The 20,830-nt window shown below is 35.3% G+C and carries 15 protein-coding genes; 4 read left to right on the forward strand and 11 right to left on the reverse strand.

The genetic code is table 11. The features are described 5' to 3' along the window. The coding region (locus ABWO08_RS01970) for a fibronectin type III domain-containing protein (RefSeq protein ID WP_353083374.1) at positions 1-7,142 on the reverse strand (7,142 nt) is incomplete at its 3' end. Positions 7,143-7,332: 190 nt separating this feature from the next. On the opposite strand from ABWO08_RS01970, the gene hflX reads away from it, so the two are divergent. Beyond that, positions 7,333-8,559, forward strand: coding sequence for a GTPase HflX (gene hflX, locus ABWO08_RS01975; RefSeq protein ID WP_353083375.1), 1,227 nt, complete (start codon positions 7,333-7,335; stop codon positions 8,557-8,559). A gap of 45 nt (positions 8,560-8,604) precedes the next feature. Here hflX and ABWO08_RS01980 read toward each other — a convergent pair whose 3' ends face one another. From ABWO08_RS01980 to ABWO08_RS02005, 6 genes are all read right to left on the reverse strand, one after another. Further along, positions 8,605-9,510 (reverse strand): DUF3078 domain-containing protein, encoded by a 906-nt coding sequence (locus tag ABWO08_RS01980; protein WP_353083376.1) that lies wholly within the window; start codon positions 9,508-9,510, stop codon positions 8,605-8,607. Between the two features lie 275 nt (positions 9,511-9,785). Beyond that, complete coding sequence (locus tag ABWO08_RS01985) at positions 9,786-10,289, reverse strand: DUF2480 family protein (RefSeq protein ID WP_353083377.1); 504 nt, start codon at positions 10,287-10,289, stop codon at positions 9,786-9,788. 4 nt (positions 10,290-10,293) lie between these two features. Further along, positions 10,294-10,617 (reverse strand): SUF system Fe-S cluster assembly protein, encoded by a 324-nt coding sequence (locus tag ABWO08_RS01990; protein ID WP_353083378.1) that lies wholly within the window; start codon positions 10,615-10,617, stop codon positions 10,294-10,296. 41 nt (positions 10,618-10,658) lie between these two features. Next, positions 10,659-11,075 carry a SufE family protein gene (locus tag ABWO08_RS01995; RefSeq protein ID WP_353083379.1) on the reverse strand — a complete coding sequence of 139 codons (417 nt, stop codon included), beginning with the start codon at positions 11,073-11,075 and terminating at the stop codon, positions 10,659-10,661. Further along, complete coding sequence (locus ABWO08_RS02000; protein ID WP_353083380.1) at positions 11,076-11,510, reverse strand: hypothetical protein; 435 nt, start codon at positions 11,508-11,510, stop codon at positions 11,076-11,078. A 9-nt stretch (positions 11,511-11,519) separates the two neighbouring features. Then, a complete protein-coding gene (locus ABWO08_RS02005) occupies positions 11,520-12,734 on the reverse strand; it encodes an aminotransferase class V-fold PLP-dependent enzyme (protein ID WP_353083381.1) in 1,215 nt (404 codons plus the stop codon). Positions 12,735-12,865: 131 nt separating this feature from the next. On the opposite strand from ABWO08_RS02005, the gene ABWO08_RS02010 reads away from it, so the two are divergent. After that, a complete protein-coding gene (locus ABWO08_RS02010) occupies positions 12,866-14,203 on the forward strand; it encodes a serine hydrolase domain-containing protein (RefSeq protein WP_353083382.1) in 1,338 nt (445 codons plus the stop codon). Here the strand turns inward: ABWO08_RS02010 and sufD are convergent, their stop codons facing one another. The 4 genes from sufD to ABWO08_RS02030 are packed head-to-tail and all read right to left on the reverse strand — an operon-like array spanning position 14,204 to position 18,075. After that, positions 14,204-15,520, reverse strand: coding sequence for a Fe-S cluster assembly protein SufD (sufD, locus tag ABWO08_RS02015; protein WP_353083383.1), 1,317 nt, complete (start codon positions 15,518-15,520; stop codon positions 14,204-14,206). A 1-nt stretch (position 15,521) separates the two neighbouring features. Continuing rightward, the gene (sufC, locus tag ABWO08_RS02020) at positions 15,522-16,271 is read right to left on the reverse strand and encodes a Fe-S cluster assembly ATPase SufC (protein WP_353083384.1); all 750 of its coding nucleotides are present in this window, start codon (positions 16,269-16,271) and stop codon (positions 15,522-15,524) included. Between the two features lie 17 nt (positions 16,272-16,288). Further along, complete coding sequence (gene sufB / locus ABWO08_RS02025; protein WP_353083385.1) at positions 16,289-17,737, reverse strand: Fe-S cluster assembly protein SufB; 1,449 nt, start codon at positions 17,735-17,737, stop codon at positions 16,289-16,291. A gap of 8 nt (positions 17,738-17,745) precedes the next feature. Further along, positions 17,746-18,075, reverse strand: a complete 330-nt coding sequence (locus ABWO08_RS02030; protein ID WP_353083386.1) for a HesB/IscA family protein — start codon at positions 18,073-18,075, stop codon at positions 17,746-17,748. A gap of 207 nt (positions 18,076-18,282) precedes the next feature. Here ABWO08_RS02030 and ABWO08_RS02035 point away from each other — a divergent pair, with 207 nt between their 5' ends. Further along, positions 18,283-19,143, forward strand: coding sequence for an MBL fold metallo-hydrolase (locus ABWO08_RS02035; protein ID WP_353083387.1), 861 nt, complete (start codon positions 18,283-18,285; stop codon positions 19,141-19,143). Between the two features lie 69 nt (positions 19,144-19,212). Next, on the forward strand, positions 19,213-20,802 hold the full coding sequence (locus ABWO08_RS02040) for a S8 family peptidase (protein ID WP_353083388.1): 1,590 nt from the start codon (positions 19,213-19,215) through the stop codon (positions 20,800-20,802). Positions 20,803-20,830 lie beyond the last annotated feature (28 nt).

Below are 20,830 nucleotides of genomic sequence, written 5' to 3' on the forward strand. Positions count from 1 at the left end.
ACAAAAGTATTCACATTGCCAGGGTTAGTGGCTCCAGACGGCACAGTCCAAACATAAGTGTAAGTTCCCGCTGCTCCTGGAGTAGCTGTAACTGTTGCATTTACTCCACAAACAGTTGGACTATTAACAGTTACGGTTGGGATACTTGGTTGTACTAATATAATAGGAGTGGTATATGTATATACACAACTATTTAATTCAACAGCAAAATTTGAATAAGTACCTGCGTTTAATCCCCCAATAATAATTTGTCCTGAGGAATTTGAAGTTAAACTTACTGGACCAACTGTTGTTGACCCTTGTAAATAGGTAACTCCATATGATGTACTTGGCAACATCCCAGATATAGTAATTGATCCATTTACACCTCCACATGTTGAAGGATTGGCGCTTGCATAACTAGGCTGTGCTTGAATTGTAAATGTTGCTGTATAATAAGCTCCACTATTATCAACTACATAGTTTTGTTCACATCCTGTTGCAGTAGTATCACTTCCTGTTAAATCATAGTAAACTTGTAATACATAATTTCCCGGAGGGTATGCTGTTAAGTCAACTGGTGAATAAGGGTTTGTTGTGCCATTAGGAACGACTCTTTGCCATTTTTGATCACCAGTATTACAAGGCCCTCCTGTTGGGAAAGTTCCACCAGAACAATTGTCAAATAAAGGCAAATCCATAACTTGGAATGCGCCAGGAGTAGTAGTTGCAGGATAAACTCTATAATTTAATCGAGCGCTACAGAAATTTGAAGATGGTGTTTTAAATGTTTTAATCTCTGCTCCTCTTAAGATAAGATTATTGGAGTTTTGAACATATGTGCCAAAATTTGTATTTGAGAAAACATTTGAAGCTGGTCCAATTAAATTGGCTCCTGAACCATCTGTATTAAAGAAGTTTGAAGTAGCACAATTAGTTAACCAAACGGCACTTGCAAACGTTCCGGGAGCACAATAATTAACTGTAACTTGAACAGTTGAGGGGGTAGCACATTGACCAGGATCTGGGTTAAATGTATAGGTTCCAGTAGCGGTATTACTGACAATATTTGGTGTCCACGAACCGGTTATGGCTGCAGGAGTGTTTATTGAAGATGTTGGCAAATTTGGTGCTGTAGAACCAAAACATATTGGCGCTGGTGTATTAAATAATGTTGTTACACTACTATTTACTGTTACATTTAAAGTTGTTGGCACAGCACATTGACCAGCATTTGGTGTAAATGTATAAGTTGAATTTCCAGCTACTGAAGTGTTTATAGTTGCAGGAGACCAAACCCCAGTAATTCCAGTAGTATTAGTTGATGTATTTGGAAGTAGTGGCGCAGTATCCCCTTGACATAGTGGCGCCACAGGAGCAAAAGTAGGAGTAACTGGTGTTATTAAGTTTAATAATACATTTTCTTCTTTTACTACAAATGTTCCGTCACAAGCTGTATAGGTAGCTTTTGCCGTTAAATTAGTGTCATTTGTTACACAAACAGTTGTGCTTAAATTAGAAGTTAAAGGCGCTCCGTCTTGTAGCCATTGGAAAGTAACATTTGAGTTCCCAGTTGGTAAAAATCTCCAAGCCTCATTAGTTGCAGGCCATGTTCCGGTATTTCTTCCAGGAGGAACTACGGCATTAGTACCTGTTGCATTTTGAATTCCAATAACTCCACTTCCTGAATTCCATGTTGTACAAGATGTTCTATCTTTAATATAAATATCAATAGCATTAGATGTTTCATATAATACCAATTGACTACTTTGTAATCCAACATTTACTCCGCAACTAAATTGAGCAACATTAGAAAAATTAATTACAAAAACTCTACAAGGAGCTAATCCTAAAACTTGATAATTAATATTTGGTTGCGCTGGCGGGGTTGTAACTCCTGGATTAATATCTTGATAAGGAGCATAAATTGCATTTAATATTGGAAAATTCGTGTCCGGTATTTGAGCAGTAAATGCCCATGGACAAGTTGGACCTGCTGGATAGCTATTAAAAGATACCACTCCATTTGATCCTATATTTAAGGATGTATAAGGCACCCCGTAAAAACAGAATTTAAATGGTATTGTTAAATCTCCCGACCAAACATCATCAGTATTTACAGATACTTGCGTTCCTCCAGTAAAAGGGAATGGTGGAGCATAGGTTGTTGAGAAAACACTATAAGAAGTTGTGTCTTTTGAATCAGTATAACTAGCTGTTAAATTAACACAATTATCATCTGGACAAACGTCTAATACCCCAGGACTAGTAGTGGTTAAGTTCAAAGTAACTCCCGCACAACTTGGCAATGGAGGGTTTATATATAATGCAGTTCCTGAGCTCCATAAACTTATATCAGTTGAAGAACATATAGCTCTTACATATACATCATAAAAAGTACCAAATGCTAATCCTGTAATAGTAGCTGGGTTTGTATTTACAATAGTTCCCGTTGAGCCTGGCCCTGGTGCAGGTGAACCTTGGGGTAAATAAATTATCTCCCATTGAGTAGCAGTTCCATTTTCGGTCCAACCTACAGCAGCAGTTGTATTTGATGTAGAGCCAGCTGAAATTGCAGTTGGTCTAGGACAGGTTGGAGGAGTACATATTGTAGTGTCACTAAATAATAACGTGTTTTGTAAATTAGTTCCAGGAGTGTGAGTAAATATTACATCCCCTAAAAAACTTGTTATTTTAACTCCAACCTCTAAAGGAAAGCCTCCTCCAGCATTCCAAAATAATTGGAATGTTCCTGGACATAATGTTACAGAAACGGGTATTGGTGTTGCGTTTTGAGCATCTGTTGGTCCTGTAAGTGTTGCTATTGTTACTCCATTTTGAATAATACTCATGGTATTCCCATTCCATCCGTCGCCAAAAGTATCAGATACAGTAAAGGTATAATTACATGCATTATCACATGGTGTTGTAGTGAAAGTATTTGGTCCAGACCATGAACTAAAAGTTGTTGCATCACATGCGGCTCTTACATAAAAATCATAACAGGTTGATAGTGTTAATCCGGTAACTGTAAATGGATTAGTCCCAGCAGAAATTACACCCGTAGTTACAGTTGCAGATGGTGCTGGCGAACCACAAGGTAAAGCAATAACTTGCCATGCTGAAGGTACAGTAGTATTTGGGTTTGCAGGTTGAATCCAATTCAATGTTACGGTTGTACTTTGAATGGATGGCGCTGTAATTACAACTGGTTTTTGACATGCTGGAGCTGGCGCACATGTTACATTTGCAAGCCATCCTGCTCCCGGTGTTGTTCCATTTGAAGTAAATACAAATGTTAAACATCCATCAGGCGAAGCAGAGGTAACTGCTGGTGGTATTGTTGACCCTGAATAGGTTGCTAATAAAGTTCCTGTAGTTCCTGTTCCGCTATAAACTTTTAATAAGTCATTGTTTAATTCCGTGTTAAAAGCAGTAAATGTAACGGTAACTTGATCGCCAGGATTTGTAGGGCAAATTGTAGTGGTTGCTCCTGCTGTGGCAGCGGTAGTATTATTTGCATAGTTACCTGTTAATCCCCCTGGATCTACAAAGTTTCCTCCACAAATAGGCGGAGCAATTGGGGTGGTTGCCGTTACAGGTCCTGCCCATATACTTGAACTTGTAGGAGAACATAATGCTCTCACATAAAAATCATAACAAGTTAATGGAGTTAATCCAGTAACAACAAATGGATTAGTACCTGCGGCTATTACACCAGTTGCAGTTGCAGTAGGCACTGGAGATCCACATGGCAATGCAATAACTTCCCATGCATTTGCCACAGTAGTATCAATGTTTGCTGGCTGAATCCAATCTAATTGTACCGAATTATATAAAACAGTTGCTGAAGGAGCTGTTAATACAACAGGTTTTTGACACGCAGGTGCAGGTGCACAAGTTACATTTGCAAGCCAACCAGCTGCAGTTGTGGTGCCGTTGGAAGTAAACACAAAAGTTAAATAGCCGTCTGGTGAGGCAGAGGTTATTGCTGGAGGAATTGTTGTTCCTGAATATGTGCCTAATAAAATACCTCCTGTTCCATTACCGCTATACACTTTTAATACATCATTATTTAATTCTGTATTAAAAGAGATAAAGGTAACTGTTACATAATCCCCAGGTGTAACTGGTTGAATTATAGTTGTTCCAGTTGTGGCTGTAACATTATTTGCATAAGCACCTGCTAATCCTCCTGGATCTACAAAGTTCCCTCCACAAATAGGTGGTGCAATAGGAGTAGTTGCAGTAGTTGGTCCAGTCCATGAACTTGTTGTTGTTGGATCACATACCGCTCTAACATAAAAATCATAACAAGTTAATGGCATTAATCCAGTAACAACAAAATTGGTTGGTCCTCCAGTTATTACCCCTGTTGAAGTTGCTGTAGGGGCCGGAGACCCACATGGTAAAGCAATTACTTCCCATGAAGTTGCCAAAGTTGAGTTTGGATTTAAAGGTTGTGTCCAGGCTAATTTTACAGAATTATATAATACATTAGCTGAAGGAGCATTTAATAATATTGGTTTTTGACATGGTGGTGCTGGTGCACAAGTAACATTTGCTAACCATCCTGCTGATGTAATAGTTGCATTAGAATTAAACACAAAAGTTAAACATCCGTTTAACGCAGCAGAAGTAATTGATGGTGGAAGTGTTGTTCCAGAATAAGTCCCTAATAAAGGGCCTCCTGTTCCGCTTCCACTATACACTCTTAAAACATCATTTGTTGGTTCAGTATTAAATGATACAAAACTTACAGTTACTTGTTGTCCTGGCGCTCCCGTAGGACAAATAGGGGTAGTTGCATTTACTACACTATTTAAATAGTTGTTTGCAATACCTTGTGGGTCTGCAAAATTTCCTCCACAAATAGGCGGTCCAATAGGAGTATTTGCGGTTGTAGGCCCAACCCATTCACTATTAGTTGCACAAATGGATCTAATATAAAAATCATAACAGGTTAAAGGTGATAATCCTGTAACCGTAAAAGGATTAGTTGTTATAGATGTTCCAGCTGTTGTAGCATTAGGAGCTGCTGTACCACATGGCACAACAATATATTCCCATGCAGTTACAGAAGAACCATCAGGGTTTATTGGTTGTGTCCAAGCAAGCTGAACGGAATTAAACAATACAGCTGGTGTAGTAACTAATATTGGTTTTTGACAAGGTGGCGCTGGTGAACAAGTCACATTTGCAACCCATCCAGCGGCTTGTGTAGTTACATTTGAAGTAAATACAAAAGTTAAACATCCATCTGGAGTTGAAGAGGTTATTGGCCCAGGAATAGTTGTTCCTGAATATGTACCTAATAATGCCCCTGTTGTTCCATTCCCATTGTATACTTTTAATAAATCGGTATTTAACTGCGTGTTAAATGCTGTAAATGTTACGGTTACTTGATCTCCTGCATTTGTAGGACAAATAGGATAAGTTATATTAGAGTTGTTTGGATAATTTCCTGCTTGACCTCCAGCATCAACAAAAAGCCCTCCACAAACTGGATCTGCAACTGCTGTTGTAAATGGGAATGGCCCTGTCCAAGGACTGAAAGTTCCATCTCCGCAATCTGCTCTAACCCAATATTGATACGCAGTATCTGAGGTTAAACCTGTGACTGGATTGTTAGTACTTGAATTTGTTGTAGTACCAGCAACTGTTGGTATTGCAGATCCTGCAGGCTGAATTATATATTGCCAAGATGTGTAGTTGGTAGAAGTTGGATTAGTCCAACTTAGATTAGCTCCTGTAGGAGTAATTCCACTAACCGACAAAGTTGTAGGAGGAGGACAATTTAATTGCTGAATTAATAACGAGTATGGATAAGTTTGATTAGCAGCACTTGAAGAAAGAACAATAATATAAGTTTGTCCAGCTGTAACGTTCAAACTTGGAATAGTTCTTATACCGCTAGTTGCATTGGCTACACCGGCTAAACAAGTAACCCCAACATTACCACATCCTTGGTATACAAAAATTCCAGAGTTAGTTGCAGTTGCTGAACCTGGAGTCATTGTAATACTAATTGCTCCTGTGGTAGCTGCAGTATAGGTGTAAAAAACATCATTACCTGCCATATAATTAGTTCCAGCACCTGCACAAGCCGCTGGCTGAGTAGCATCTGTAGTGTCACTATAATTTGCAGTAGTATCTGTAGTGGTATAGGGTAAGGTGGGTGGGATAATTATTGCTGTAGGACATGTTAAACCGGGAGTTAAAGTAATAAATGGGAAAGGTCCAACCCATACACTATCACTATCCGTACACTTTGATCTAACATAATAATTATAAGTAGTTGCAGGCGTTAATCCTGTAGCAACATAAGGTAAAGCCCCGTTATAAATTGTTCCAACTCCAGTAGGCGCTCCCGATGTAACTTCAATCTCCCATGAGCTAGCTGTAGTTGCTCCCCAAGATAAATTAGCAGAAGTAGTAGTAATACCTGTTGCAGATAATGAAGCGGCAACAGGAGGAATACATTGTTGAACGATTTTAACATCGTCAACATACCAACTATTCCCGCTCAAAGCAGTAGTTGGTTGAGTAAACACTTTAACAAAAGCAAGATAAACCTGTTGACCAGCATAAGCTGAAAGATCAACAGTTTTTAATTCATATATATTGAAAGTTGCCACTAATGGATTGGCATTATTCCATGTTTGTAAAGTTGCGGTATAATTTGCTGGAGTTGTTTGTGATCCAGCAGTTGTATTGGTGTTTACTTTAATTAAATAATTAACATCTGCAGTAGCGGCTGCTCCTGTACCATTGGCGTTAAATCCTTTTCTTGTCCAAAATGTTAATTGACCACTTGCAGGAACCGTTATTCTTGGGGTTGCTAAGTAGTCTTCAGAAACAAGTCCAGCTGCTCCAAGTTGCCTTCTATTTATAAATGCGGCTTGAGTGCCTGCATAAACATTTGCGACTGTAGTATTTCTATCCCATCGCACTTGAGCTGCGCCTGCAGGTGCAACATCAAAAACTGCCCATTGATTTCCGGCAGCTCCAGTTCCAAGCGACCAAGGAGATGAAAGCGATGTAGCAATTGGCACATCTGGTCCTGTTGTGCTTTCAAAACCTTCTGTTCCTGGTGTTGGAAATTGAGAATATCCAACAAAGGAAATCAATAAAGCGAATAGTAAAAAGGTAATTTTTTTCATTATTATTTATTAATTTTAATTTTATTTTAAGAAATGTTCTTTTGTTTAATCTCCAAATATAAAAAAATTACTACAAAAAGTAATTTATTTTGAAATTATTGTAAAATTAAAGTAAAGCAATCTCATTTATACTATAATATTTTTCATAAAACCCATAACATTTCCTTAATTTTGCTGCAGATAAATTGTAATGTTAGAAAAAGAAAAAATAAATTTTGAAAAAACAATAATTGTAGGAATTGTTACTCAAAATCAAAGCGAAGAAAAGCTTGTAGAATATTTAGATGAACTGGAGTTCCTGACTTTTACTGCGGGGGGCGAAGTGATAAAAAGATTTTGGCAAAAAATGGATAAACCAAACCCAAAAACTTTTTTAGGTACCGGTAAAATTGAAGAAATTCACCACTTCGTTAAATTAAATGATGTCTCAACTATTATTTTTGATGATGAACTTACCCCCTCTCAACAAAAAAACATATCGAAAATAATTGATTGTAAAATATTAGATCGAACCAACCTCATCTTAGATATTTTTGCTCAAAGAGCCGAAACTTCTTATGCAAGAACCCAAGTAGAATTAGCACAATGTATCTATTTACTACCTCGTTTATCTGGATTGTGGACACACCTTGAACGACAAAAAGGAGGCATTGGAATGCGTGGACCTGGAGAAACCGAAATTGAAACCGACCGCCGAATTGTAAGGGATAGAATTTCATTATTAAAGGATAAAATTAAAACTATAGACAGACAAATGTCGGTTCAAAGAAGCAATCGCGGAGCTATGGTTCGTGTTGCGCTTGTAGGTTACACCAATGTTGGAAAATCAACTTTAATGAATGCCGTTGGAAAAAGTGATGTGTTTGTAGAAAACAAACTTTTTGCAACTCTTGATACAACGGTTAGAAAAGTTGTAATTAAAAATATGCCTTTTTTACTTTCCGACACAGTAGGTTTTATTAGAAAACTTCCAACTCAATTAATTGAGTCATTTAAAAGCACTTTGGATGAAGTGCGTGAAGCCGATTTATTACTTCATGTTGTTGATATTTCACATCCCGATTTTGAAGACCATATAGAATCTGTGAATCAAATATTATTAGACATTAAAAGTGATAATAAACCAATCATTATGGTGTTTAATAAAATAGATGCGTACAAACATCTTACCATTGATGAAGATGATTTAATTACTGAAAAAACTACCAAACATTATACACTTGATGAATGGAAAGCGACCTGGTTGAATAATGTAGGTAAAAAGAAAGCCTTGTTTATTTCAGCAACTGAAAAAGAAAATTTTGAGCAATTTAGAGAAATCGTTTATGAAGCGGTGAGAGAAATTCATATTACTAGATTTCCTTATAATAAGTTTTTATATCCCGACTTTAAAGATGCGCTTGAGGATAAAGAATAAAAAAGACCTATTATATAATAGGTCTTTTTATTTAGATCATTTTTTTTAGAAACTATAATTCACTCCTAAACCAAATACTTCTCTAATTTGGATTTCTGATTTAATAGGGTTTGCATTATCATCATAAATTGCTTGAAAAGAAAGATTTGCCGACATGAATTTATTTACTTTCATAACTAGATTCATTTGATAATCAACATCAATATTTTCTGGCTTATCTAAATAATTTGAATATAAATTTAGAATGTTTTCCATGGATACATTTTCAATTAAATTCAATTTATAGTACCCCGAAATACTGGCGCCAAATTCATATCGAAGTGTCTTTCCCTTCTCTACACCAAATGATGTGCCAAACTCTGTAAACTGTCTATCTACAATAATTAATCTTGAAGTGGCAGGTGCAAAATTTACTTTTAAATTATCACTTTTTTTCCATAACATCCCTGGCCCAAGTTGCAAATAAGCTGGAGAAAATAATTGGGAAATTCTATTCATTCCTGTTGAGTCAAATCCACTATCCATTTGAGTTTTAAAATTTAAAAATGCAGAATAATACCAATATCCTGAAGCTTGTTTCCCAAAAAGTGAATTCCATTCCAATCTATCATCGGTTTTAGTATTTCGTTCGGCGCCTTTTAATTTGGCTAAACCGTAAGCTGCAATAAGTTTATTGTCCCAAACGATTAATCCTTTTTTGTAATTAAAATCATAGTTTAAACCTATGTTTCCCGCTATACTTGAAGTCCCACCTGCCATCCAAGCATTATTAAAAGCTGATTGATTAAACAAAAAGCTAATTTGTCCAAATTTTTTCCAACCATTTGGTAATTCAACTGTTTTTCTTGCCGCAGCAGCTTCGTTTTGCTTTAAATTTTCTTTTTCTGCGTTTTGCGCAGACATAAAGGAAACGGTTAAAAGCAAACTTAATGTGAGAATAATTTTTTTCATCTTGTTGTTGTTTATAATTAATTAATAAAGTTAATTAAACAAGACAGGGAGAAAAAATTGATGCTTACTTAGAAAAACACACTTATTAAATAATTCTTATAAGTAATAATAAAAAAATAAAACATTAACTTTCTAGTAATTAAATGTTTGCAAATGAAAAATATGTGTGAAAAAAGTATAGAGTAAATAATTATACATAAATGGTAAAATAAAATATTCTACAAATGGCATAAATACTCGTTAATATACCAATCCAAAAAATAGATTTGTAGGAATTATCTTGCTTTATAAAGCGGGACTGCAGAACAGGCTTCGCCGTACATAATGCTTTTAGCAATAGGTTGTAATTGTTGCATTGCCATGACATAAGCCGTTTCGGGTACAGGCTTATTTGAACACCCTTTTAAGATTACGGGTTTGTCTTTATATACAGAATAATCAATTTTAGAAAGCACTTCTTGATACAAATAAGTTTCCATATCAATTGTAGTTCCAAGAACAACTTTTTTGGCAATTGGAGATAAATAGGTTGTAACTAATATGCTAGCCCATGCAGGTAAAATGGCATCTGATGAACAATGAATAGAAACAAAATGGTTTTTATATTGAGACCAATCATGGTTTTTCAATGCTTCACGAAAGTCTTTTTCTTTTAATAGAAATCCTTCATAAAGCCATTGCGAAATGTCCAACTGGGTTCGAATACCAGCAACATAATAATCTTCCAAATCAAAAACTTGAAGCGAAGAATTGGCTACTTTATTAATTATTTCTTCCATTTATTTAAAGCATTCCTAATTCTAGTTTAGCTTCTTCACTCATTAAATCTTTACTCCATGGTGGATCAAAAGTTATTTCAACTTCACACGATTTAATAGCGTCTATTTTGGTTACTTTTTCTTCAACTTCACGAGGTAATGTTTCAGCTACAGGGCAATTAGGCGAAGTTAAAGTCATTAATACTTTTACCTCATTTTCTTCATTAATCATCACATCATAAATCAATCCCAATTCATAAATATCTACTGGAATTTCTGGATCGTAAATGCTTTTTAAAACTTTTACAACTGATTCTCCTAAATTAATTTCGTCCTTGTATTCTTCCATAATCGATTTGCTCGGGGCAATTGTATTTAGTTATTTGTAATTTATTTTTGACTGTAGGCTAAGGCATACATTTTTATTTGTTTAATCATAGAAACTAATCCATTGGCGCGGGTTGGCGACAAATGTTCTTTTAGTCCTATTTCGTCAATAAAATCGGTGTTCGCATCTAAAATGTCAGCTGGATTTTGGTTTGAAAAAACACGAATCAAGATAGCAATAATTCCTTTAGTTAAAATGGCATCACTATCAGCAGTAAATACTATTTTATCGTCAGCCAATTCGCCATGCACCCAAACTTTAGACTGACATCCTTGAATGATATTGTCTTCTGTTTTATATTGTTCCTCAATTAGTGGTAACGATTTTCCTAAATCAATGATGAATTCATAGCGTTGCATCCAATCATCAAACATTGAAAATTCATCAATTATTTCGGCTTGTATTTCTTGTATTGACATTTATTCGTGTATTGCTAATAAAAGTAATTTTTTTACAAAATATTCAATTTCTAACGGTGGTGTTCCATGATCAAAATCGTTGGTTTGGTATTCCTTTTCTTTATAAGATACTTTCATATTGGCAATTGCTGCGCCATCATAAAATCGCTTTTGTGTTGGCCCTTCGTAGCTACTCAATTTTTCTAAATCTAATTTATTAAATAGAAGTACTAGCTCGTTCCAATTTGCTTCAGAAATCTTAGTTGTTGTTCCAGCTCCTTCTTCATTACGGTCTTTAGAAATTGTAATTTCTTGGTTATGAATGGTTACTTTTTGATAATACCCTCTAGTATTTGCAGTATAAATAATCTCGGCATTAGCAAGGTCTTTTTTCTCATCTTGAGAACACCCTTTTGCCATAAAAAGTGAAAGAAATAATAGTGCAATTGTTTTCATACTGTTTTTTTAAGATAACATACTTACTGCTTTAATCAGGGCGTCTACAAATATATCTATTTCTTCCTTGGTATTGTAAAAAGCAAAGCTGGCTCTTATCGTACCTGGAATTGAATAATAATCCATGATGGGTTGGGCACAGTGGTGACCTGTTCGAACCGCAATTCCTAATTTGTCTATAATCGTACCAATGTCATACGGATGAATTTTTGCAACATTAAAAGAGATAACAGATGTTTTATTTGTTGCCGTTCCATAAATTTTTAATCCTTCTATTTGTATTAATTTTGAAGTGGCATAATCTAACAATTCCTGCTCATAGGTAGCAATGTTTTCAAAGCCAATTTCATTTAGGTAATCTATTGCTGTTCCAAGGACAATTCCGCCTTCAATATTTGGCGTACCAGCCTCTAATTTATGAGGTAATTCAGCATAGGTTGTTTTCTCAAAAGATACGGTTGCAATCATTTCACCACCTCCTTGAAAAGGTTGTAATTTATTTAGCCACTCTTCTTTTCCATAAAGAATACCAACTCCAGTTGGGCCACAGATTTTATGGCCAGAAAAAACATAAAAATCACAATCTAGTGCCTGAACATCTGGTTTTAAATGAGGTGTTGCTTGAGCTCCGTCGATTAGTATTGCAGCGCCATATTGGTGCGCTTTTTCAATTAGATATTGAATTGGGTTTATTGTTCCCAAAGCATTGGAAATATGATTTACTGCAACTATTTTAGTTTTATCAGATAGTAATTTATCGTATTCTGAAAGGACTAATTCTCCCTTTTCATTCATCGGAATTACTTTCAAAAAAGCGCCTGTTCGTTCGCACAACATTTGCCAAGGAACAATATTGCTGTGGTGCTCTAATGCCGAAACCAATACCTCATCACCAGCTTTAATCATAGTTGAAATTCCGCTAGCAACCATATTAATGGCATGGGTGGTTCCCGAAGTAAATATTACTTCATGAGAAAATTTTGCATTAATATGATCTTGGATTTTTTTTCTAGAAACCTCATACGCATCAGTTGCTAATTGGCTTAAAGTGTGCACTCCACGGTGAATATTTGCATTGTATTCTTCGTAATATTTGGAAATCGCATCAATAACGACTTTTGGTTTTTGCGAAGTGGCTCCGTTATCGAAATATACGAGCGGTCTTCCATTTACCTTCTGAGAAAGAATGGGGAAATCAGCGCGTATTTTTTGTATATCCAACATTGTTATTTAGAATTTTTCTAAATACAAAAGTAATAAAATTGCAGATTATTTCAGCAAAGAGTTGTTAATTATTATTTCAATTATTTATTGAAACTTTATTTCCTAAATTGCAGTCCAAATCAACATCAAAAATGAAGAAATTTCTTAACTATTTTGCTCTTGCCGTACTTGTTTTTTTAATTTATTTTGGAATAACAACCTATCCTAAATTAAACTTAATATCTGGTTTTTCTGCGAAAAGCTCGGCGTCAGGTCATTTTTTAGACAACCGTCCGTTGCAAGTAATTGAGCAAGGAGATAATGATATTCCGTTAGTAAAATTAGCCACAAATGCTATAAATGAAGCGGGCAAATTTGCTACTTCTAGTGTGTACGGGATCATGGAGCGTAAAGCAATTTATAGAGAAGGATTGGGGGCAACCTTAATAAACGATGATTTTGACACCAGCAAGCCTTACGAAGTTCCAAAAAGATCAAAAACCAAAATCAACTTGCCCTTTCCTTATGGCGATAATGAACCTAAAGACACCGTTTTTTCTAATATTGATTACAAAAAATTAAATGCAGCCGTAGCAAATTCATTTGATAAAAAGGGTGAAAAAGCTAAACGTACTCGTGCCATTCTTGTAATATATAAAGACAAAATTATTGCTGAAAAATACGATACAAATTTCAATAAAAACTCAAGATTATTAGGTTGGTCGATGACCAAAAGTATCACCGGAACGCTATTTGGAATATTGCAAAAACAAGGTAAAATAGACATTAATAAACCTGCAGCAATTACTGAATGGAAAAATGATAATCGTGCTAAAATCACTGTAAATGATTTGCTTCACATGAACTCTGGATTAGAGTGGGAAGAAAAATACGATAAGATTTGTGATGCTACCAAAATGCTATTTAAAGCAGAAGATATGTCAAGAGTTCAGTTGGAAAAACCGGCTCCTTTTGCTCCAAATTCTCATTGGAATTACTCTTCAGGAACAACCAATTTATTAAGCGGAATTATCAGAAATCAATTCAAAACCCATCAAGAATATTTAGATTTTTGGTATAGCGCATTATTAGATAAAATAGGCATGCATTCGGCAGTAATTGAAACCGATATGGCAGGAAATTTTGTTGGTTCTTCTTATGGTTGGGCAACTACAAGAGATTGGGCAAAACTAGGCTTGTTATACCTTCATAAAGGAAACTGGAATGGCGAGCAAGTATTTGACGAAAGTTGGGCCAAATATGTAGCTACACCTACCAATACTTCTAACGGAAGATATGGTGCTCAATTTTGGTTAAACTCTGGAGGATATTTCCCAGATGTGCCAAGAGAAATGTACTATGCCAGCGGTTATCAAGGACAAATGGTTGCTATATTCCCAAGCAAAGATTTAGTAATTGTTCACCTTGGATTAAGCGAAAAATTTGACTTCAACGGGTTTTTAAGTATGGTAGTGAAAAGTATAAAATAACTACAAATCGAAACCTAAATTAACGCCTAATTTTGTCGCGATAATTTTAGTAATTCGTTGCTTCAATTCCGGTATTTTGATGCTTTCAATAGCTTCATTAGAAAACGCATACATCAATAATGCCTTAGCCTCTTTCTTCGGAATTCCGCGTTGTTGCATGTAAAACATAGCGCTTTCGTCTAATTGCCCAATGGTACAACCGTGCGAACATTTTACATCATCAGCAAAAATTTCTAGTTGTGGCTTGGCATTGATTGTAGCTTTATCTCCAATTAAAATGTTATTGTTTTGCTGAAAAGCATCTGTTTTTTGGGCTTCTTTTTCTACAAATATTTTACCGTTAAAAACACCTGTCGAGCTATCAGCTAAAATGGTTTTATAGTTTTGGTGGCTTTCGCAATTCGGTGTTGCATGATTTACCAAAGTAAAATGGTCTACATGTTGCTTATCGCCAAGAATGGTAATTCCTTTTAAAGTAGAATCTATTCGCTCTCCAAAATGATAGAAGTTTAGGTTGTTTCGAGTGATATTTCCTCCAAATGAAAAGGTATGAACTGAAACTCTACTTTCTTGTTTTTGAGATATATACGTATTGTCAACCAAGTTAGCAGATTGCAAATCATTCTGAATTTTGTAATAATCTACAATGGCGCGTTTTTGAGCAAAAATTTCGGTTACCGAATTCGTTAGCACCGGATTTTCGTTTAAACTTTGGTGTCTTTCAATAATTTGAACATGCGCATTTTCGCCAACCACAACCAAATTTCTAGGCTGTAACATTAAAGCAGCTTCAACACCTGTGGAGAAATAAATGATCTCAATAGGTTTTTCAACTACCTTGCTTTTTGGAATGTGTATATAAGCTCCTTCGTTTGCGAAAGCAGTATTTAAAGAGGTTAACGATTCTTCTTTGTTGGCTATTTTATTAAAATATTCGTCAATAACCATCTTGTATTTTGGCTTGGTTAAAGCCGATGACATTAAGCAAACATCCAAACCATCATGAGTTGTAGAAGATAAAAAAGAAGAAAATTTTCCGTCAACAAAAATCACTTTGAAAGTGTCTATTTCATGTAGAAAATATTTTTTTACATCCGCAAATTCAATAGAATTTTCGTTTTTTGGAAATACAGAATAGTCATTTTTTAAAATCGAATTCAGCGAGGTATACTTCCAAGCCTCCTCTTTTTTTGTTGGAAATCCTTTATTTTCAAAGTTTTTTATTGCTGCCGTACGGGTATCGTGAAGCGTTGAATGAACATCAATTTGTTCTTCAAAAGCCATGAATGAGGATACTAATTTTTCTTTCAAATCCATTTTATACCAACTCGTTTTTAATCCAATCGTATCCTTTTTCCTCAAGTTCGTAGGCCAATTCTTTTCCACCCGATTTTACGATTTTTCCATCCATTAATACATGAACAAAATCAGGAATAATATAATCTAACAAGCGTTGGTAGTGAGTAATTACTAGTACTGCGTTGTTTTCATTTTTTAATTTATTTACACCATTTGCAACAATTCGAAGTGCGTCAATATCTAGACCTGAATCGGTTTCATCAAGAATGGCAATTTTGGGCTCTAACATAGCCATTTGAAAAATCTCATTTCGCTTCTTCTCTCCTCCCGAAAAACCTTCGTTTAAAGAACGAGATAAAAACTTACGATCCATTTCTAACAATTCCGATTTCTCACGAATCATTTTTAGCATTTCATTTGCCGGCATTTCTTCTTGTTTATTTGCCTTGCGCTTTTCGTTGATAGCTGTTTTAATGAAATTAGTCACCGAAACTCCTGGGATCTCCACAGGATATTGAAACGATAAGAAAATTCCTTTATGCGCTCTTTCTTCAGGGGCTAATTCGGAGATGTCTTCTCCGTCTAAAAGCAGGGTTCCTTCTGAAACTTCGTAGTTTTCATTCCCAGCAATAATAGAAGAAAGCGTGCTTTTTCCGGAACCATTTGGTCCCATAATAGCATGTACTTCTCCTGCATTAATTTGAAGGTTAATCCCTTTTAATATTTCTTTATCTTCTACCGAAGCGTGTAAATTTTTTATACTTAACATTTGTTTTTAATTTTTGTTTAACCTACAGACCCCTCTAATGAAATTTCTAATAATTTTTGTGCTTCTACAGCAAATTCCATTGGTAATTTATTCAATACTTCTTTACTAAATCCGTTTACAATTAATGCAATGGCTTTCTCCGTTGGAATTCCGCGTTGATTGCAATAAAAAACTTGGTCTTCTCCAATTTTTGAAGTGGTTGCCTCGTGTTCAATTTTTGCGGAAGCATTTTTACTTTCGATATATGGAAAAGTATGTGCTCCACAATTGTTGCCCATCAATAGCGAATCACATTGAGAAAAATTACGCGCGTTTTCAGCATTGGCACTAATTCGAACCAAACCTCTGTAACTATTTTGTGATTTTCCGGCAGAAATTCCTTTAGAAATAATAGTTGATCTAGTGTTTTTACCCAAGTGGATCATCTTGGTTCCGGTGTCAGCTTGCTGGTGATTATTAGTCACTGCAATCGAGTAAAATTCGCCAATTGAATTATCGCCTTTCAGCACACATGAAGGATATTTCCATGTTACGGCTGAACCGGTTTCAACTTGCGTCCAAGAAATCTTCGCGTTTTTTTCACAAAGCCCTCTTTTGGTAACAAAATTATAAACACCACCTTTTCCTTCTTTGTTTCCTGGATACCAGTTTTGAACAGTTGAATATTTAATTTCAGCATCATCTAACGCGATCAATTCAACGACCGCTGCATGCAGTTGGTTTTCATCCCTACTTGGCGCCGTACATCCTTCTAGATACGAAACATAACTTCCTTCGTCGGCAACTAAAAGGGTTCTTTCAAATTGCCCAGTTCCTGCTTGATTGATTCGGAAATAAGTAGATAATTCCATTGGGCATCTTACGCCTTTTGGGATATAACAAAAGCTCCCGTCAGAAAAAACAGCCGAGTTTAAGGCAGCATAATAGTTATCTTTTTGCGGAACAACCGTTCCTAAATATTTTTGAACCAACTCAGGATATTCTCTAATTGCCTCAGAAATACTCATAAAAATAATTCCTTTTTCGGCTAAAGTTTTCTTGAAAGTGGTAGCTACCGAAACCGAATCTACAACAATATCCATCGCGATATTGTTCATTTTCTTTTGTTCATCAAGCGAAATTCCTAGCTTTTTGTACATCGCTAAAAGCTCCGGATCTACATCATCAAGGGTTTTATTAGGATCTGCTTTTTTAGGTGCCGAATAGTAAGAAATGGCCTGAAAATTTGGTTTTTCATAATGCACATTTGCCCACTCTGGCTCAGTCATTTGCTCCCAAGCGCGAAAAGCTTCAATACGCCAATCGGTCATCCATTGAGGTTCTTCTTTCTTTTTAGAAATTGCACGAACAATATCTTCGTTTAATCCAATAGGGAAGGTCTCCGAATCCAATTCGGTGTAGAATCCATATTCGTATTCTTTATTTTCTAATTCGACTTTTAAGTCTTCTTCGGTATATTTTGACATATTTTTTTCTAAAGTGAGAAAGACTCCCCGCAACCACAAGTTCTGCTCGCGTTCGGATTATTAAACACAAAACCTTTTCCGTTTAATCCACCTGAAAATTCTAAAATTGTTCCGGCTAGATACAAAAATGATTTTTTTTCAACCACAATTTTTACTTGGTTATCTTCAAAAACTTTGTCGTTTTCGTGTGTTTCTTTGTCAAATTTTAATTCATAAGATAGCCCAGAGCAGCCGCCGCTTTTTACGCCAACACGAACAAAATCTTTGGCTGGATCAAATCCGTCTTCCTGCATCATTGAAAAAATTCTTTTACTTGCAGTATCTGAAACTTTTATCATAACATTGTTGTTTTTATTTCACTTTAAGCAACATAATCATCTTGCTTATTTTGATTTTGTCTAAATAAAGGGCAAAGTTACTACAATTATCCTTTTTTTCCACAACCTATAACATTTTTATAACGAATATTTCTATAGAAAAAATCGATTATTACTTCAAATTAAGCGAACTTATTTCTAAATTGCACACTTAAAATTCAATAAAAAATGAAACTTTACCCTATTGAAGCCGGAAATTTTAAGCTAGATGGCGGCGCAATGTTTGGTGTGGTGCCCAAAACAATTTGGAATAAAACCAATCCTGCAGATGAAAATAATCTTATTGATATTGCCGCAAGGTGCTTGCTAATTGAAGATGGAAACCGTTTAATTCTAATAGATACGGGAATGGGCAACAAGCAATCGGAGAAGTTTTTTGGGTATTATTCACTATGGGGATCGCATTCCTTAGATAAATCTTTGGCAAAATATGGCTTTCATCGTGACGATATAACCGATGTTTTTATGACGCATTTGCATTTTGACCACTGTGGTGGAAGTGTAAATTGGAACAAAGACAAAACTGGTTACGAAGTAGCTTTTAAAAATGCAAAATACTGGACTAATGAAGACCATTGGGAATGGGCAACGAAACCAAATCCAAGAGAAAAAGCATCGTTTTTAGTCGAAAATATCATCCCGATGCAAGAAAGCGGGCATCTTAATTTTATTACAAAATCAGGAAGCGACTTTATTGAAAAATCAGAATTAGGTTTCGGAATTTATTTAGTTGATGGACACACCGAAAAAATGATGGTGCCCTACATTCAATACCAAGGAAAAACGATTTGTTTCCCTGCCGATTTGTTGCCAACAGCGGGCCATGTGCCAATTCCTTATGTTATGGGTTACGACACAAGACCGTTGCTAACCATGCCCGAAAAATCTAAATTTTTATTGGATGCTGCAGAAAAAAACCATTATTTATTTTTGGAACACGACGCACACAACGAAATCATAACCGTAGAAAAAACCGAAAAAGGAGTCCGTGTAAAAGAAATATTTACTTGTGAAGACATCTTAATTTAGTGTTAATCCTTTCGGAAATTTTAGTAAAAGACAATATTTTTATCGCAATTATCAAATTAATCAAACAACATGAAACTATTTAATCCATTTTATTTCTCTGCAATAGCAATTTTAGCTGTTTCAGTGGCAACGGCACAAGAAAAAAGCACATTTGTTGCAAAAAAATCAGAGTTAACCGAAATTCAAAAACAACGCTGGAGTCACCTCGACTTAAAGAAAGACTCTATCCCTGGAATGAGCGTTGATAAAGTGTATTCGGAATTATTAAAAAACAAAAAAGCTACAAAAATTATTGTTGGAGTAATTGATTCGGGATTGGATATTGATCACGAAGATTTAAAAGGAAAAATTTGGACAAATTCTAAAGAAATTCCAGGAAACAATATTGACGACGACAAAAACGGATTTGTAGATGATGTGCACGGATGGAACTTTCTTGGTGAAGCAACTAACGAAAATTTAGAGCTTACCCGAATAGTGAAGAAAGGCGATGATGGATCAGAAATTTATAAAGCTGCAAAAGCTGAATTAGAAAAAAAATTAGCTGAATTAGCTCCACAAAAGAAACAAGTAGACATGATTTCTAAAGCAAATAAAGAAATTCAGGTCTATTTGAAAAAAGATAAATATACTATTGAAGAAGTTAAAAGCATTGTCACTACTGAAGCTAGTTTATTAAGAAGCAAAATGATCATGACGAACATTGCTTCTCAAGCTGGTGAAGGATTTCAAGAAGAAATCAATTCGTATGTAGATTATGTTTACGACCAATTAAATTACAATTTAAATGTAGAATTTAATGGTAGAAAAGTAGGTGACAATCCTGAAGATATGAAAAATACACATTACGGAAATGGAAATGTAAAAGGTCCAGATGTAAAAGATGCACTTCATGGAACACACGTTGCGGGAATCATTGCTCAAGATCGTGGAAACGGAATTGGCGGCGATGGTGTAGTTGCAAATAATGTTACAATCATGGCAGTTCGCGCGGTTCCAAATGGTGATGAGTACGATAAAGACATTGCTTTAGCTATTCGTTATGCAGTAGATAATGGCGCTAAAGTAATCAATGGAAGTTTTGGAAAAGATTACTCTCCACACAAAGAATGGGTTTGGGATGCTATAAAATATGCTGCTAGCAAAGATGTATTAATTGTTCATGCTGCAGGTAATGATTCTAAGGATGTAGATGCAGAACCAAATTTCCCAACTGATGAAGCTAACGGAAAAGAAATTAGTGATAATTTAATTACGATTGGGGCATTAAACAATAAATTTGGAAAAGAAATTGTAGCAGATTTTTCTAACTATGGTGCAAAAAATGTAGATGTATTTGCTCCTGGAGTTGAAATTTATGCAACCGTTCCAAATAATGAATATAAATTCGAACAAGGAACTTCTATGGCATCGCCAAATGCGGCAGGTGTTGCGGCATTAATCCGTTCATATTACCCACAATTAAATGCTTCACAAGTAAAACATATTTTAATGGATTCTGGAACGCCTATTTCTGAAACAGTAGTTGTAGATGAAACTAAAAAAGAAATTCCATTTTCAAATGCTTGTGTTTCTGGAAAAATTGTAAATGCCTACAATGCTTTACAAATGGCAGAATTATTATCTAAAAAAATAAAGGTTAAAAAACTTAAAAACTAATTCAATTTAAAGGAAGGTTAACGCCTTC

Source organism: Flavobacterium sp. (assembly GCF_040383245.1).
Taxonomy (GTDB): Bacteria; Bacteroidota; Bacteroidia; order Flavobacteriales; family Flavobacteriaceae; genus Flavobacterium.

Excerpts from the sequence above, each read along its gene's own strand:
- ABWO08_RS01980 (WP_353083376.1), bottom strand. The coding sequence starts at position 9,510 with ATGAAAAAAATTATTCTCACATTAAGTTTGCTTTTAACCGTTTCCTTT.
- sufC (WP_353083384.1), bottom strand. The coding sequence starts at position 16,271 with ATGTTAAGTATAAAAAATTTACACGCTTCGGTAGAAGATAAAGAAATA.
- sufB (WP_353083385.1), bottom strand. The coding sequence starts at position 17,737 with ATGTCAAAATATACCGAAGAAGACTTAAAAGTCGAATTAGAAAATAAA.
- ABWO08_RS02010 (WP_353083382.1), top strand. The coding sequence starts at position 12,866 with ATGAAGAAATTTCTTAACTATTTTGCTCTTGCCGTACTTGTTTTTTTA.
- ABWO08_RS02005 (WP_353083381.1), bottom strand. The coding sequence starts at position 12,734 with ATGTTGGATATACAAAAAATACGCGCTGATTTCCCCATTCTTTCTCAG.
- ABWO08_RS02035 (WP_353083387.1), top strand. The coding sequence starts at position 18,283 with ATGAAACTTTACCCTATTGAAGCCGGAAATTTTAAGCTAGATGGCGGC.
- ABWO08_RS01990 (WP_353083378.1), bottom strand. The coding sequence starts at position 10,617 with ATGGAAGAATACAAGGACGAAATTAATTTAGGAGAATCAGTTGTAAAA.
- ABWO08_RS02030 (WP_353083386.1), bottom strand. The coding sequence starts at position 18,075 with ATGATAAAAGTTTCAGATACTGCAAGTAAAAGAATTTTTTCAATGATG.
- sufD (WP_353083383.1), bottom strand. The coding sequence starts at position 15,520 with ATGGATTTGAAAGAAAAATTAGTATCCTCATTCATGGCTTTTGAAGAA.
- ABWO08_RS02000 (WP_353083380.1), bottom strand. The coding sequence starts at position 11,510 with ATGAAAACAATTGCACTATTATTTCTTTCACTTTTTATGGCAAAAGGG.
- ABWO08_RS01985 (WP_353083377.1), bottom strand. The coding sequence starts at position 10,289 with ATGGAAGAAATAATTAATAAAGTAGCCAATTCTTCGCTTCAAGTTTTT.
- ABWO08_RS01995 (WP_353083379.1), bottom strand. The coding sequence starts at position 11,075 with ATGTCAATACAAGAAATACAAGCCGAAATAATTGATGAATTTTCAATG.
- ABWO08_RS02040 (WP_353083388.1), top strand. The coding sequence starts at position 19,213 with ATGAAACTATTTAATCCATTTTATTTCTCTGCAATAGCAATTTTAGCT.
- hflX (WP_353083375.1), top strand. The coding sequence starts at position 7,333 with ATGTTAGAAAAAGAAAAAATAAATTTTGAAAAAACAATAATTGTAGGA.